The sequence below is a fragment of the Natrialbaceae archaeon AArc-T1-2 genome (genome assembly GCF_030273315.1).
GTDB lineage: Archaea > Halobacteriota > Halobacteria > Halobacteriales > Natrialbaceae > Tc-Br11-E2g1.
This window is the reverse complement of the sequence record NZ_CP127174.1, coordinates 783,590-797,404: the sequence shown is the minus strand read 5'-3', so window position 1 is coordinate 797,404 and position 13,815 is coordinate 783,590. Positions and strand designations below refer to the sequence as shown.

General features: G+C 61.6%; 12 protein-coding genes and 1 tRNA gene. 7 read left to right on the top strand and 6 right to left on the bottom strand.

Annotated elements, in window-relative coordinates:
• Positions 1–82 precede the first annotated feature (82 nt).
• Positions 83–445, top strand: coding sequence for a DUF5830 family protein (locus QQ977_RS04000; RefSeq protein ID WP_285927673.1), 363 nt, complete (start codon positions 83–85; stop codon positions 443–445).
• A 21-nt stretch (positions 446–466) separates the two neighbouring features.
• On the opposite strand, the gene QQ977_RS03995 is transcribed toward QQ977_RS04000, so the two are convergent.
• On the bottom strand, positions 467–1,618 hold the full coding sequence (locus QQ977_RS03995) for a DUF7115 domain-containing protein (RefSeq protein WP_285927672.1): 1,152 nt from the start codon (positions 1,616–1,618) through the stop codon (positions 467–469).
• A gap of 102 nt (positions 1,619–1,720) precedes the next feature.
• Between QQ977_RS03995 and QQ977_RS03990 the strand changes: the two genes are divergently transcribed.
• Positions 1,721–1,871: transfer RNA gene (locus QQ977_RS03990), tRNA-Met, on the top strand.
• A 110-nt stretch (positions 1,872–1,981) separates the two neighbouring features.
• On the opposite strand, the gene QQ977_RS03985 is transcribed toward QQ977_RS03990, so the two are convergent.
• Positions 1,982–3,304 carry an MFS transporter gene (locus QQ977_RS03985; RefSeq protein ID WP_285927669.1) on the bottom strand — a complete coding sequence of 441 codons (1,323 nt, stop codon included), beginning with the start codon at positions 3,302–3,304 and terminating at the stop codon, positions 1,982–1,984.
• A gap of 427 nt (positions 3,305–3,731) precedes the next feature.
• Between QQ977_RS03985 and QQ977_RS03980 the strand changes: the two genes are divergently transcribed.
• The 3 genes from QQ977_RS03980 to QQ977_RS03970 are packed head-to-tail and all read left to right on the top strand — an operon-like array spanning position 3,732 to position 6,701.
• Entirely contained in the window at positions 3,732–4,808 is a 1,077-nt protein-coding gene (locus tag QQ977_RS03980; RefSeq protein WP_285927668.1) for a TRAP transporter substrate-binding protein, read from the top strand.
• A gap of 26 nt (positions 4,809–4,834) precedes the next feature.
• Positions 4,835–5,413, top strand: a complete 579-nt coding sequence (locus tag QQ977_RS03975; protein WP_285927667.1) for a TRAP transporter small permease — start codon at positions 4,835–4,837, stop codon at positions 5,411–5,413.
• Positions 5,406–6,701, top strand: coding sequence for a TRAP transporter large permease (locus QQ977_RS03970; protein ID WP_285927665.1), 1,296 nt, complete (start codon positions 5,406–5,408; stop codon positions 6,699–6,701). The genes QQ977_RS03975 and QQ977_RS03970 overlap by 8 nt, the downstream gene beginning before the upstream one ends.
• Positions 6,702–6,947: 246 nt before the next feature.
• Here QQ977_RS03970 and QQ977_RS03965 read toward each other — a convergent pair whose 3' ends face one another.
• Together QQ977_RS03965 and QQ977_RS03960 are read right to left on the bottom strand one after the other, a co-directional pair.
• A complete protein-coding gene (locus tag QQ977_RS03965; protein WP_285927664.1) occupies positions 6,948–7,211 on the bottom strand; it encodes a cytochrome C oxidase subunit IV family protein in 264 nt (87 codons plus the stop codon).
• 179 nt (positions 7,212–7,390) lie between these two features.
• Positions 7,391–9,619, bottom strand: a complete 2,229-nt coding sequence (locus QQ977_RS03960; RefSeq protein ID WP_285927663.1) for a CDC48 family AAA ATPase — start codon at positions 9,617–9,619, stop codon at positions 7,391–7,393.
• A 213-nt stretch (positions 9,620–9,832) separates the two neighbouring features.
• Here QQ977_RS03960 and larC point away from each other — a divergent pair, with 213 nt between their 5' ends.
• Positions 9,833–11,134 (top strand): nickel pincer cofactor biosynthesis protein LarC, encoded by a 1,302-nt coding sequence (gene larC / locus QQ977_RS03955; RefSeq protein WP_285927662.1) that lies wholly within the window; start codon positions 9,833–9,835, stop codon positions 11,132–11,134.
• Positions 11,135–11,419: 285 nt separating this feature from the next.
• The gene (locus tag QQ977_RS03950; RefSeq protein WP_285927661.1) at positions 11,420–12,502 is read left to right on the top strand and encodes a hypothetical protein; all 1,083 of its coding nucleotides are present in this window, start codon (positions 11,420–11,422) and stop codon (positions 12,500–12,502) included.
• 144 nt (positions 12,503–12,646) lie between these two features.
• Here QQ977_RS03950 and QQ977_RS03945 read toward each other — a convergent pair whose 3' ends face one another.
• Together QQ977_RS03945 and QQ977_RS03940 are read right to left on the bottom strand one after the other, a co-directional pair.
• Positions 12,647–13,084: a hypothetical protein gene (locus QQ977_RS03945; protein WP_285927659.1), complete on the bottom strand. Its 438-nt coding sequence runs from the start codon at positions 13,082–13,084 to the stop codon at positions 12,647–12,649.
• Positions 13,085–13,239: 155 nt separating this feature from the next.
• Complete coding sequence (locus QQ977_RS03940) at positions 13,240–13,668, bottom strand: hypothetical protein (protein ID WP_285927657.1); 429 nt, start codon at positions 13,666–13,668, stop codon at positions 13,240–13,242.
• Positions 13,669–13,815: the final 147 nt, after the last annotated feature.

Below are 13,815 nucleotides of genomic sequence, written 5' to 3'. Positions count from 1 at the left end.
CGACCTCGAGCGTTGAAGGCTTTGTGACTCTCCGCCGAATAGGACACAACGCTTAACCGGATCTGGAAGACACGAGGGACCGATGGGATCGACGGACGACCGCGTCGAACGAGGGTTGGCACTTCTCGAGCGTCTCGAACACGAGGAACTGCCGCTGTCGGCCGTCGTCGATCGGCTCGAGACGGTAACGACCGACCCGACCGTAACCCGGACGGTTCTCGACGAGGCGGAACTCCGGGGGATCATCGACCGCGACGACGGCATCGTTCGCCCGAAAAGTCGATCGTACGTCCGGTTCGACCGGGACGTGATCACGAAAGACGGTGAGTTTACGTGCGAGCGCTGTGGGTCGACGCTTTCGACCGGCTACTTCATCGACGTCGATGCCGGCGAGATCGGGCCGTTCGGTTCGTCGTGCATTCGAAAGGTGACTGGTCGGGAGTGATCGTCTCTCGTTGGACCGTCGTCAGCGACCCTGTCGGAGCTCTTCGATCAGTTTTTCGATCGTCCGCTGGTGGCGCTCGAGGAGTTCGTTCTGACGGGAAACGGTCGCCTCGAGATCCGCGATCCGCTCACGCAGCTCCGGATCGGAAAGACGTCCGTGCGCGTCGCTGCCGATGGCTCCGTCGCGACCGGCGGTCGACCGACGATCGTTCGCGACCGGCCGTTCGACGCTTGCGGCGACGCCGCCGCCGGTCGTAGCGTCTGCGTCCGGCGTCTCGCCTGCGAGGTTCTTGTCGGTCTCGTGTACGGCGCTCGAGTTACGTCCGTCCGTGGAAGCCGCCTCGGCGTTTCCCGCAGTTTCGTCACCGACTGACGAGAGCGGGTCGTCGGTGCTTGAGAGAGGGTCAGGATCGGCCCCAGCGTCGGTTGTGTTCGTACCTGCCGGTGTGTCGACCTCGGACCCGCTCGTGCCGAGTGGATCGACGCCGTCACCGAACGCGTCGGCCGGGTCGTCCGTCCGTTCGTCGTCGTCGTCGGGTGCGACGTACTCGTTGAGTTCCTCGAGCGAGGTAACGTCGTAGTACTCGAACAGCGCCTGTTCGAGGTGTTCCCGGACCTCATCGGCCTGATCGTTCGGGGCTTTGATTCGCTGCTGGCGGCCGTCGACCTCGAGGACGATCTGGGTTGCGACGCTGCCGTCCTCGAACGAGAGGTTCGTCACGTCGTCGAAGTGATGCTGTTCGAAGTCGCCGTCCCAGACCGCCTCGCCGATGTGTTTGACGATCCGGTCGCTCGTGATGATGAGCGTCAGCTCGCTGAACCGGTACGTCTTCGCGACCGTCTCGCCGGGATCGGTGATGTCGTTGCCGTTGAGAATACCCGCGAGGACCGGATGCAAGACCGTCTCGGTGCGACTCGACGGGACGGTAAACTCGCGTGTGCCCTCGAGTGGGTACTCGAGCGTAATGCGTGTCTTCCGTCGTCCCTCAGAGAGCGTAACCCGTTCGGCGTCGTGAGGATAGTCGTCGACGGATTCGTCACTAAGCAGTCCGTCGGCTCGATAGATGATCGTTCGTGTCGGAGTGATGAAAAGCTCGTCGTCGCCGCCGAGTGAGGCTCGCGCCGCAATCTCTTCGTCGTCGAGAGTAGACTGTACGATACCGGGAACGTTCATACGTACGAATTCGTAACGTCGTGTGATAAATCCGTGGGTGCAGGCCCCACGGCTGTGGCGAATGAGAACTTTAAAGAACGAGACCACTCTACGGGAGAGTGAGCCCGGGTGGCTTAGCTGGACATAGCGCCGCACTCATAGGGTTCAGAGATTCGGTGCGGTTCGCCTTGGAAGCCTCCCTGTCCCACAGAGGACTGCCGAGCCTCGAACCTGGGACATGCGGAGATCGAGGGTTCGGAGCCCTCCCCGGGCATTTCTGTTTCGTCACGAGTCGAAGACGAGTGACAACAATAGGGAGTATCCGATATCGACGTCACTTCGAGCGTGACGATCGATCGAACAGCGTTCGGAAAGGATGCTCGCTCAATCCGACGTGTCGGTGCATGCGCCGACATCCGACTCCAGATAGATCCGATTGGAATAGAGCAGTCCAATACAGCCAGCGGCGAGGACGGGTCCAACAGCGAGCCAGAGAAACCCCATTCTCATCCCGGCGGTTTCAAGAACGTACCCAATGACGGCCGGCAGCGGTGCTACCGTCAACGTTCCAGCAGTAAAGATGTATCCAAACGACCGCCCCTCGTAATCGGGTGGCGAGAAGTCACTAACCAGCGCATCACGCGCCGGGTTGACGCCGTAGAGCCCGACCCCAAGCATAGCGACGACGACGAGGAGGAGAAGGAACGAAAGATCGAACAGCGCAAGTGCGATCATCCCTCCCGTCGCGATTGCCATACAGTACAACAGAAGCTGTCGTGAGTCGTACGCGTCGGTCAGCCCGCCCAAAACGAGTTGCATCGCGGCACCGGCGATCAACATTCCCGAAAAGTACATGTTCGCCACCGACTCCGCACCGACCTGAACGCCCACGATCTCGAACGAATACGCGTAAACAGCGACCAAGAATGCGGGAAGGAACGTATTGAGACCGCGGGTCGAGATATGCGTCGAGATGAAAAAGAGGTAGATAGCGACCATCGGATAGAGATACCCTCGTCGCTCTACGGTGTCGCCAGACGATCCAGCACCATCTTCGGTCCGTTTCCCGGCAGGGACCGTCTCGTAGTCGTCGCTTCGAAGCACTACGTAGAGAGAAATTCCGTAAAGAACCCCTGCAACACCGAAAAGAAGGATGATCTGTTCCCAGGCGAGAGCCAGAATCAAGACGGCGATGACAGCAGGTGCTGCTGCGTCCCCGAGTTTCGAAGAGGCTCCAAAAACACCGAGCACCTTGCCCTTGTTCGTGTCGCTCACGTTGTCCGTGATCATCGGATATCCGACCGGGTGAACGACGGCCAACCCGACGCCGACCAAAAGCATCGCGAGCGACATGATGATAAATCCGCCCTCGACGGTGTAGCCGAAAAGAGAGAGCGCCGAAAGTGGATCTCCGAGTGTCGGTGCAAACGCAAATCCGATGTATGCCCCTCCGGTAATTGCAAGCCCCGTGGGCAGCAGGTACCGACGGTCGAGCTGGTCCGAGAGAACGCCCAGGGGGGCCTGGACGATACCCATGCCAAATTGGTAAACCGAGATCAGCAAGCCGAGCTGCCACAGTGGATACTCTAGCGCGACTGCCAGTACTGGAATGAGTGGCGGAAGGAGTCGGTAATATACGTGCTGGGTGAAATGAGATGAACTGATAACGAGAGCAAAGCGGATCTCACGCCTCGACAGCCCATACATAGCGGCGCGTTCACTACTGCTGGCAAAGACAGTTACGAAGGCGGCGGTTCAGAACGGTTCGTACGGGCTAGTTCGATCCCGACTCCCGCCCCCCGATCAGGCCGCGTTCAGACGAGGTGGTCGTCGGTGATCGCGATGCTCGAGAGTCACTTCGAGGGCAGGGGTAGCCACTTGGTGCCGTCCCGAGTCAGCGGACAGCTACCTTGAGAACCCCAGTAGTGAGATGTTTCTTCACGTTACCTAGTAGAATCAACCGTTTCGTTCGAGTTCGTAACCCCCAAGTGTGTTACTACGTTGGTCCCTGGACGTGACGCGGCTCACCCGCAGACGGTACCTGACGAGTGGTAGTATCGCTGTGACCGCACTGCTGGCCGGATGTATCGATGATCCATCGGGACTCGACGGTGACGAGCCGGGGTCGTTCTCTATGGCAGGGGCTCCCAGTCTCGAGTCCGAGGCACACCTGTGGGACGGCACCGGTGTCTACGGTCACGACGAGTTCGTGCAACGAGTCGAAAACGCAAGCGACGGCGGCCTCGAGGTGTCTTACTCCGGGGATAGTTCGATCTGTGGTGAAGAGGACTGTCCGGAGAGCGTCGTGCAAGATCTCGTCGACGTCGGCTCTGCCTCGATCGGCAACTCGAGTAGCCAGTGGCCGTCGAACGACGTGTTCCTGATCCCGTATACGTTCCCGACGGTGGCCTCGGTCACGCACGTGATCAGCCACGAGGAGACCTGGGAGCGATACTGGGTGCCGTTCGCCGAGGAGTACGGCGTCGTTCCGTTCTTCTTCGGCGTCCCGTTTTTCCGTCAGCTCATGATCGGTCAGGACACCCACGACGCCGACGATTCGATCCGGACGCCAGAGGACCTCGAGGGGCTCGCAATCCGTCGGACCGAAAGCGAGAACGCCTCGACGGCGATCGAAGCGTGGGGTGCGAACCCGGAGTCGGTCGCCTGGGGCGACACCGTCGAGGGGCTTCGAACGGGCGTCATCGACGGAGCCGAGACCTGGTCGAGCGCCGCGGCGGCGTTCGGAATGACGGAGACGCTCGGTGAGGTCGTCGTCAACGACTGGTCGATCGGCTACCAGGGCTGGTGGGCAAGCGTCGACTGGCTCCAGAGCCTCGACGACGAGGACCGCGAACTCCTCGCCGACGTCACACGCGAACTCACGGAAGACGCCGTCCACCTGCACGACGACGTCGTCGAAGAGCGCATCGGGCAGACGTCGCCGCCGGCCGACGGGACTGCGATGGCCGAACACGACATCACGGTGAACACACTCGAGGACGACGAGCTGGACGCGTGGCGAGCGCCGGTCGATCCACAGGACCATCCCGAACTCTACGACCAGATATACGCGTACGTCGACGATCTCGGTGTCGACGGCCAGGAGTTCCACGACTACCTCTGGACCGAGGCCCGTGCCGACACCACACCGACGGACGTCACTGACGTCACCGTCGACACCTGGTGGGACGACTACGTCGACGATCTGTAACCGATACCCTACCCGTAACCTAACCCATGGACACTCGCACGCTCGAGATCGGTGGGACGCAAATCGAGTTCAAAGATGCCGTGAGACGGGCAACCGCACATCTAGAAGGCCTCCTTGCGCTCGCGATCTTGGCCGTCTACACGACGATCATCACACTCGACGTGATCCAGCGGACGCTCTGGGGTGGATCGTTCACGTGGAGTCTCGATATCGTCCTCGGACTGTTCACGTGGATGACGTGGCTCAGTGCGGCATTCGCGGTTCGACACCGGTCGCACCTCCGGTTTACGCTCGTTCGCAAACAGCTCTCGAACCGGGCCAACTACGTCATGTACTGGCTCGAGTACGTCGCCTGGATCGTCGTGATGGGGCTCGTCCTCCGGTTTTCGGTGCCGATCTTCCTCGACCGGTGGGAGACCGGCCGGATCGTCGTCGGAACCGGGTTCGTCCCGTCTGCACTGTTGTACCTGTCGGTTCCCGTCGGAATGGGTCTGATCGTGCTACGTGCGACAGAACAGATCGTCCGCGTAAGAAACGCGTACCGTCGCGGCGAAGACGTCACGCCGACGGCGTCGATCGGGACGGGAGGCGAGATCGATGATTGAACTCGGCTTCACCACGGTGTTGGTCGGGTTGGCGCTTCTGTGTGCACTCCTGTTCGTGTTCGGAATGCCGATCTTGCTCGTGTTCGGGCTGTGGGTCGTCGGCTTTCATCTCCTCGTTCCGCAGTTTCCGATGACGAACATGGCGATCGAGTCACACGCGGAACTCCAGAACTTCGCGTACGTCGCGATACCGCTTTTCATTCTCGTCGGCGACCTCATACACGAGGGGAATATCGCGGACGATCTCATCGCGTTCTCACGACAGACGATCGGCTGGCTGCCGGGAAGTACCGGTAACACCGCCCTCTCGTGTTCGGCGATCTTCTCTGCGATCACCGGCTCTAACACGGCGACGACCGCTGCGGTCGGCAAAGCGCTTCATCCGCCGATGGTCGACGAGGGTTACGACTCGACGTACGCGGCGGCGACCGTCGCGGCCGGCGGGACCGTCGGTGCGATCATCCCGCCGAGTATCCTGCTCATCATCTACGGCGTGCTCTTTGGCGTCTCGATCACCGACCTCTTCATCGCGGGGATCGTTCCCGGGATCGCGATGGTCGGCGGGATGGTCGCGGTCAACTCGTATCTCTCCTCGAGAACCACATACGGCGTCTCGAGTCACGACTTCGAGTTTCGTCCCGCCGAGATCGCACTCTCCACGTGGAAGGCGAAACTCGGACTCGGGACGATCGTGATCCTCCTGGGTGGAATCTTCCTCGGATTTTTCACCCCTTCGGAGGCGTCCGCGGTCGCCGTGGTCTACATCCTGCTCACCGGCATCCTCGCACGGCGAATCGACGGACTCGATCAGATCGTCCGGGCCTGTTTCACCTCGCTGTTGCTCATCGGCGTCATCATGCCGGTAACGGTGTTCGCCGTGCTCGTCCAGCAGAATCTCTCGTTTCTCGGGGTCCAGACGGTCGTCTCGGATGCGATCTTGCGTCTCGACTCCGACTGGGCGATCATCCTCGCGATGATGATCATCATGCTGATTACGGGATCGCTGCTCTCGTCGGTCCCGAACATCGTCCTCACGGCCCCGTTTCTCACTCCCGCCGCGATGGAACTCGGACTCGATCCGGTCACGTGGGGCGTTCTCTTCATGATGAGCGACGCGATCGGCTTTATCACACCACCGTACGGGCTGAACCTCTACGTCATCAGCGGTCTGACTGACATCGACTACATGAAGGTAGCCTACGCGGCGTTACCGCACTTACTCGTTCTGATCGGGATCTGGACGGCGTTTTTCCTCGTCCCCGAGTTGAACGTCCTGGCTCCGGGCTGATCTCGGGCTGTGGCGATTTCTCGATGCGATCGGTGTTTATCAGACAAGTGAGCATCTCGTCGTCACCGTCGGGAGGTGGGTAGCTTCTCGAGTTCGAGCAAGTTCACAACCGCTACGACCACTGCATAGTCGCTCGTACAGGTGGTGAAGTACCCCGCGCACGGTGGCGCGGGGCGTCCGTGTTTAGTCCCCAGAGGATAGAAGTAGATCGGCCAGAGAGAAGATCGCACGACGGTCGATACGACGTTACTGGATGGAGTATCCAGCGGCGATGGTAAGCAACAGCACCATAAACAGCGCGGTTGCCATCATGTACGTGACGGCACGCGGTTCCTCGATCAGGTGCATGTAGTAGCCAGCGATCAGTCCCGACTTGACCGCTGCGAGAGCGATCGTACCGCCCATTGCCATCCAGTACGTGAAGAGGTCGAACTCGAAGAAGACGAACTTGGCACTCCCGAGCACCAGCAGTATGGCGTATATTATCGTGTACGTGCGAACACTCGTCATCGGTCGTCTAATTGGAGAGGGGATACTTATAACTTCTCCAATCGAACCGGGGCGGGACGATGGCAGTCGCCGACGCGGTGGTGAGCACACGGTGTGCTGTAACGCTGTACCGGTCAACCGAAGGTGGTTCCCGGCTGCGTCGAAAACGACGTACGACCGCCCGTATCAGACCGGCTCCGCTACTGGAACCCGATGCGACTGCCCCGTCGTCCAGTCGGTTCGATGGCACTCGAGCCGCCTTTGAACTCCTCTTCCATCTGCTCGTAGTAATCGAGGATGTCGTCGGTGATCGTCGGCCTGACGTTCTCGAGGGCCTGTCGGAAGTGACGCATCTCGACGGCGTCTGCGTCGTCGTCCTCCCGCAGCGCCTCGATCGCGGCCTCGCGGGCGATCGACTCGAGGTCGCTGCCGACGTAGCCGTCGGTGATCTCGGCGATCTCCTTCAGACTGACGTCTTCTGCAAGCGGCGTGTCGGCGGTGTGGATCTCGAGGATGCGCTCGCGACCGTCGACGTCGGGTTCGCCGATCATCACGAGCCGGTCGAACCGGCCCGAGCGCAGAAGTGCGGGGTCGATCATGTCGGGACGGTTGGTCGCGCCGATGACCATCACGTTGCCCATCTCCTCTAACCCATCGAGCTCGGTCAACAGCTGGTTGACGACCCGTTCGGAGACGTTCGAGCCGACGTCGCCGCCCCGACCCGGCGCGAGCGAGTCGAGTTCGTCGAAGAAGATCACCGTCGGGGAGACCTGTCTGGCCTTCCGGAAGGTCTGACGGATCGCCTTCTCCGATTCGCCGACCCACTTCGAGAGTAGCTGTGGTCCGCGCACCGAGATGAAGTTGGCGTTGGTCTCGTTGGCGACGGCTTTCGCCATCAGCGTCTTGCCGGTGCCGGGTGGGCCGTACAGCAAGACGCCTGCGGGTGGATCGATCCCCATCCGGTCGAACTTCTCGGGCTGAGACAGGGGCCACTCGACGGACTCTTTGACCTGGTCTTTGGCCTCGTGGAGGCCGCCGACGTCGTCCCAGGAGATCTTCGGCAACTCGACGAGCACCTCTCGCATCGCGGAGGGCTCGACCTCGTTTAACGCGCCACCGAAGTCCTCGCGTTTGACGATCATCCGGTCGATCAGCGACGGCGGGATGTCTTCCTCGTCCAGATCGATCTCGGGGAGGTATCGTCGCAGCGCCTTCATCGCGGCCTCTTTGGTCAGGCTCTCGATGTCCGCGCCGACGAAGCCGTGGGTCTCATCAGCCAGATGCGAGAGGTTGACGTCGTCCGAGAGCGGCATTCCGCGGGTGTGGATCTGGAGGATCTCCTCGCGGCCCGTCTCGTCCGGGACGCCGATTTCGATCTCTCGGTCGAACCGACCGGGACGGCGAAGTGCGGGGTCGACGCTGTCGACGCGGTTCGTCGCGGCGATGACGATGACCTGACCCCGGGACTCTAAGCCGTCCATCATCGTCAACAGCTGAGCGACGACGCGACGTTCGACCTCGCCGGTGACGTCCTCGCGTTTGGGCGCGATCGAGTCGAGCTCGTCGATGAAGATGATCGAGGGCGACTCCTCCTGGGCGTCCTCGAAGATCTCCCGCAGTTGCTGTTCGGACTCCCCGTAGTACTTCGAGATGATCTCCGGGCCGGCGATAGAGAAGAAACTCGCGGCGGTTTCGTTCGCCACCGCTTTCGCCAGCAGCGTCTTACCCGTTCCGGGCGGTCCGTGGAGTAAGACGCCCTGTGGCGGCTCGATCCCCAGTTTCTTGAAGATCTGGGGGTGTTTCATCGGGAGTTCGACCATCTCCCGGACGCGCTGGATCTCGTTTTGCAGGCCGCCGATGTCCTCGTAGGTGATCCCGCCGCCGGTCTTCTCGAAGCCCGAGATCGGCTCCTCGCGGAGTTCGACGTCCGTGTCCTCGGTGATGAGAACGACGCCTTCGGGCTCGGTCTCGACGGCGATCAGCGGAATCGCCTGACCCGGCGAGCGCATGAACGGGTGGTTCGTCGAGGACATGACGGGGACGATGTCTCGTTCGACGACGGGTCGCTTGAGGATCTGGCGTTTGACCATGCCAGCGGCGTCGGAGCCGAACTGGACGGACGCCTCCTCCGGCGGCGCGAGCACGAGCGAGTCGGCTTTCGTCGCCTCGGCTTTCCGGATGGTGACGCGCTCGCCGATGCCGACGTCGGCGTTCTGTCGCGTGAAGCCGTCGATGCGGACCGTGTCGGTGTTCCAGTCCTGCCGGTCGGCCCGCCAGACTTTCGCGGCAGTCGTATCGGCCCCTTCGATCTCGATGATGTCGCCCGGACTGAGCTTCAGATGCAAGAGCGTGTCCGGGTCGAGTCGGGCGATGCCACGACCCGAGTCGTTCGGGTACGCCTTCGCGACCTCCAGTTGAACTTCGTTCATGGTTCTCGATGGACGGGGATACTCGTGACTCCGATTCGTGCGCGGATAGGTTTTTTGTTACCGTAACAGGCTCCCACCGTGGCAGTCATTAGCACATAGACCTCGGTGACGGAGCTACATAGATGTACCGACCCGGGTGTCGTCGTCCGATTTTTCACTACCAGTCTCCAGTGCACGGATGGGTTTTTGGCGCTGTCTCCCCCCGGTGTACCCATGCGAGTACTGGCGTTCGACGGGCGCATGGGCGCAAGCGGTGACATGATCCTCGCATCCCTGCTGGCCGCCGGGGCCGATCGCGAGACGCTTTCCCCCGTCGAAGACGCACTCGAGCTCGAGTATCGCGTCGATCGAACTGTCACGTGTGGGATCGAGGCAACGGCCGTCGACGTGCTGTTGACCGACCGCGGCGACGGATACGAGCACGGACACGGTGGCGAACACGACCACCACGACCGCGACGACGGCCACGATCATCACCACGATCACGGCGATCACGAGCACGACCACGTCCACGCCGAGGGCCACGGCCCCCACCGAAGCTACGCCGAGGTCGTCGAGATCGTCGAGGGACTGGACCTGCCTGCCGACGTCGAGACCGACGCCCGCGAGATCTTCGAACTGCTCGGGCGGGCCGAAGCGGGCGTCCACGGCACCGACCTCGAGGAGACCCACTTTCACGAGGTCGGCGCGGACGACGCCATCGCAGACGTCGTCGGCGCGGCGCTTCTGGTCGCCGACCTCGAGCCCGACCGGATCGTCACCACGCCACTTTCGACCGGCGGGGGGACGGTCTCGATGAGCCACGGCGAGTACCCCGTCCCGACGCCGGCGGTCGTCGAGATCGCCGAACGCGCCGACTGGTCGCTGTCGGGCGGCCCCGTCGAGCGGGAGCTGCTCACGCCGACGGGAGCGGCGATCCTCGGCCACCTCGCCGACGGCGTCGCAACGCTGCCGACTCTCGAACTCGAGGCCTCGGGCTACGGTGCGGGCGGCTACGACCTCGATCCCCACCCGAACGTCCTCCGGGCGCTCGTCGGCGAAACCGCGGGCGAACTGGTCCGCGAGGAGATCGCCGTTCTCGAGACGACTCTCGACGACGCCACCCCGGAGGTACTCGGCGGGCTGCAGGAGACGCTCGGGGGCACAGGCGCGCGGGACGTTTCGGTCCTCCCGGTGACGATGAAGAAGTCCCGGCCGGGCCACCTCGTGAAGGTGATCTGCAAACCCGAGGATCGCGAGCGCGTGGCTCGAGCCCTCGCCGAAGAGACGGGGACGCTGGGGATCCGCGAGACGGGCGTGACCTCCCGTTGGATCGCCGAGCGGGAGTTCGAGACGGTCACCCTCGAGGCCGACGGCGAAACGTACGAGGTGACCGTGAAGGTGGCGAGCGACGAAAACGGCGAGGTCTACGACGTGAGTGCGGAGTACGACGACGCTCTCGCCGTGGCTCGAGAGACCGCCCTCCCGATCCGGGAGGTCACCAGACGGGCCGAACGGGAGCTACTCGAGGGGTAGCGGACCGCGAGACGAACTCGCGTCGTCGTCGACATCTATCGCTACCGTTGCGAAACGGCCGCTTTCGACCGGACACCGTACGGACGCGTTTCACTTCGACCGACGGATCTCGAAATCCGGGTAACCGGACCGTTCTCGAGCGGATCGCGAACGGGATCAAGGAAGCCACCGTCTACGCCGAGACCACGCGGTCCAGTTGCCGAATAACAAATGCCAGTACTGGAATCCGAACGGTTGCAGATGGAAGACAGTAATCCGACAGAGAACATTACTCGAAGAAGGGCCTTGAAAGGAACTGCAGCGGGCATCGGTATCGCCGGGTTGGCCGGCCTTCCCGTGAGTGCATTCGCGCAGGAAAACGATCCGATTCCGGCGACGTTCTGTGGCGAGGCCAGCCTGCCACCGGTTAGCCCACCAGGCGGACAGGCGGGACAGTGTATCAACTGTGTCGCGGCGGTCTGTGAAGGGCCAGTTGCGCTGGACCCGTTGTTCAATACGGACGACCAACCCGACTACTTTGACGGGATCGATTTCACGATTCCGGCGGCGGAGATTCCGGCCGGTGCCGACTATCTGACTCTCAAGGCGGGTCCGAACTGCTTCCTCGCGGAGGTGCCTGCTGCACCGAGCGGGGACGTTACGTTCCGTTTGACACAAGACGCGGAGGGGAATCCGGAGCGGTTACAGGACATCAGTAACGCGACGTTCTACTCGTGTGAAGGCGAGGATCCACCGACTGCCAACGTCGTGAAGGTTACGTGCGATTTCATCACCATCGAGACCGCAAACATCCCCGCAGGAACCGAGCTAGCCGTGACGGTAACGTTTGCGGACGGGAGCACTGAGCTCTACACGCCAACGGTCGACGAAGACGGACTGGCAACAGTCGGGCTGCCCGGCGATGTTGATCCGATATGGGTTCGGATCGAGTATCTAGGTATGATCCTGTTCGATGCGGGCGTGATGGCGAAGGACGCTCCGTGTGGACTCCAGCCAGCGGTGGTCGACTTCAAGGTCACCTGTGACAGGATCACGATCGAAACCGAGAACATCGACCCGGGATCGACGCTGAACGTGACAGTTACGTTCGCGGATGATACCGTGTTAACGTTCCTGCCCGATGTCGATGCGGACGGCGTTGCAGTCGTCGACCTCCCAGGAGATCGAGATCCGGCCCATCTCGTCGTGACGTTCGAGGAAACGGAAATATTCGACATGTTCGTCGAGGCGGTCGATGCGCCGTGTGTCAAGCCGAGGCCGAAGAAAAAGAAACGAAAGCGAAAGCGAACGGAAAAAACCCGGACTCGCCGCAAGAAAGACGAGAAGAAAAAAGCCGACGACCGCTCGTGCGGGAAGAAAGACGACTGACTCGACGGTTCGGCGACAGCCCTCGAGACTGATCCCGCCTTCCGGCTAGTGCGGCGTAGAACGCGAGAGAAACGCGTATGCGGCGGTCGTACAGATCGCCAGCGACGCCGATGGAGTGGCGATTCGGCACCCGGTTACCGGGGCTCACTCGTCCGAACCGGGATCGCCATCGCCGACGTCGACGTCAACGTCGATCTCGTCACCCTCGGCGCTCTCTGCGTGGGTGTGTACCGAAACGTTCGACGTCACGTTCTGTACGCTCGAGACACTGCGGTGTTCGCTTTCGGTGTGGGCATCGACGCTCACGGTCGTACTCCGAGACTCGTCCGGGTCGCCGGAGTGGACGGCGATTTCGGACGGGGATTCGTTCTCGGTCACGTGACACTCGAGGTGGTCGTCCGCGTCGACGGAGACGTTCACGGCGATGGTATCATCGCTCGTGGTCTCGAGGCTCTCTTCACAGTCGCCGAGAGATCCGCTCGAGTCGTTCGGATCGTCGACGACGCTGTCGGCGACACCGGTGGTGGCCACGACGAGCAGACAGACGACCAGTACGATTCCCGTCACTGCCAGTCGATTCATACGTTATTCTCCCCGTCGGTGGACATCGGTGCATCCGTTAGCATGGTATGTTTGACACGGTGTGTGGTACGGGTGCAGGTACAGATACGGTCCCGAGCCGGACGATAAAAATGGGGAACTCGGACGAGTACCCGCTCGGTAGCAATCCCGTTCCGTTACTCTTCGTTATTGTTATCGTCGTTATCGTCGACGGGCTCTTCGCCGAGATCAATAGTGATGTCGCCGACAGCGGCGTCACCAGTTTCGGCAGTCTGGTCTACGTTAGCCTCGTTACCCTGAGCGACGTCTTGTGTCTGGTCGACGCTGGCGGTGGCAGACACGCCGTCGCCGTCGTTGTTGTCGTCGTTGTAGTAGTCTTTCTTGTGATCGTTGTTATCGGCCGCGTCCCCTGCAGCGAACGCACCGCTGATACCGACCTGAGCATTGTTATTCTCTTGGCTCACCTCGGCGTTGTTCGTTGCATCGCCGGTCTCTTGACTGGCGTCGATACTTACATCCTGTGCAGCTGCCGTTCCGGCAAACCCCATGAACATGAGGCCGCCAATCAACGCCATTGTCAACGTGATCGTGAGTGTGCGTTTCATAGTTGTCACTCGGTGGGCACGGTTGTGCGCCCGGGAGCAGGGAAATCGGCGATCCCCGACGCGTTGCCCAGGTTCTCGTCACAACAGAGGGGATGATATAGCCAAAATACCGTTCCACTAACTATATCCTCGGTTTCGTTATCGTAG

Coding starts and splice junctions, on each gene's coding strand:
- QQ977_RS03945 (WP_285927659.1), bottom strand. CDS start 13,084: ATGAATCGACTGGCAGTGACGGGAATCGTACTGGTCGTCTGTCTGCTC.
- larC (WP_285927662.1), top strand. CDS start 9,833: ATGCGAGTACTGGCGTTCGACGGGCGCATGGGCGCAAGCGGTGACATG.
- QQ977_RS03985 (WP_285927669.1), bottom strand. CDS start 3,304: ATGTATGGGCTGTCGAGGCGTGAGATCCGCTTTGCTCTCGTTATCAGT.
- QQ977_RS03970 (WP_285927665.1), top strand. CDS start 5,406: ATGATTGAACTCGGCTTCACCACGGTGTTGGTCGGGTTGGCGCTTCTG.
- QQ977_RS03980 (WP_285927668.1), top strand. CDS start 3,732: ATGGCAGGGGCTCCCAGTCTCGAGTCCGAGGCACACCTGTGGGACGGC.
- QQ977_RS03995 (WP_285927672.1), bottom strand. CDS start 1,618: ATGAACGTTCCCGGTATCGTACAGTCTACTCTCGACGACGAAGAGATT.
- QQ977_RS03975 (WP_285927667.1), top strand. CDS start 4,835: ATGGACACTCGCACGCTCGAGATCGGTGGGACGCAAATCGAGTTCAAA.
- QQ977_RS04000 (WP_285927673.1), top strand. CDS start 83: ATGGGATCGACGGACGACCGCGTCGAACGAGGGTTGGCACTTCTCGAG.
- QQ977_RS03965 (WP_285927664.1), bottom strand. CDS start 7,211: ATGACGAGTGTTCGCACGTACACGATAATATACGCCATACTGCTGGTG.
- QQ977_RS03960 (WP_285927663.1), bottom strand. CDS start 9,619: ATGAACGAAGTTCAACTGGAGGTCGCGAAGGCGTACCCGAACGACTCG.
- QQ977_RS03940 (WP_285927657.1), bottom strand. CDS start 13,668: ATGAAACGCACACTCACGATCACGTTGACAATGGCGTTGATTGGCGGC.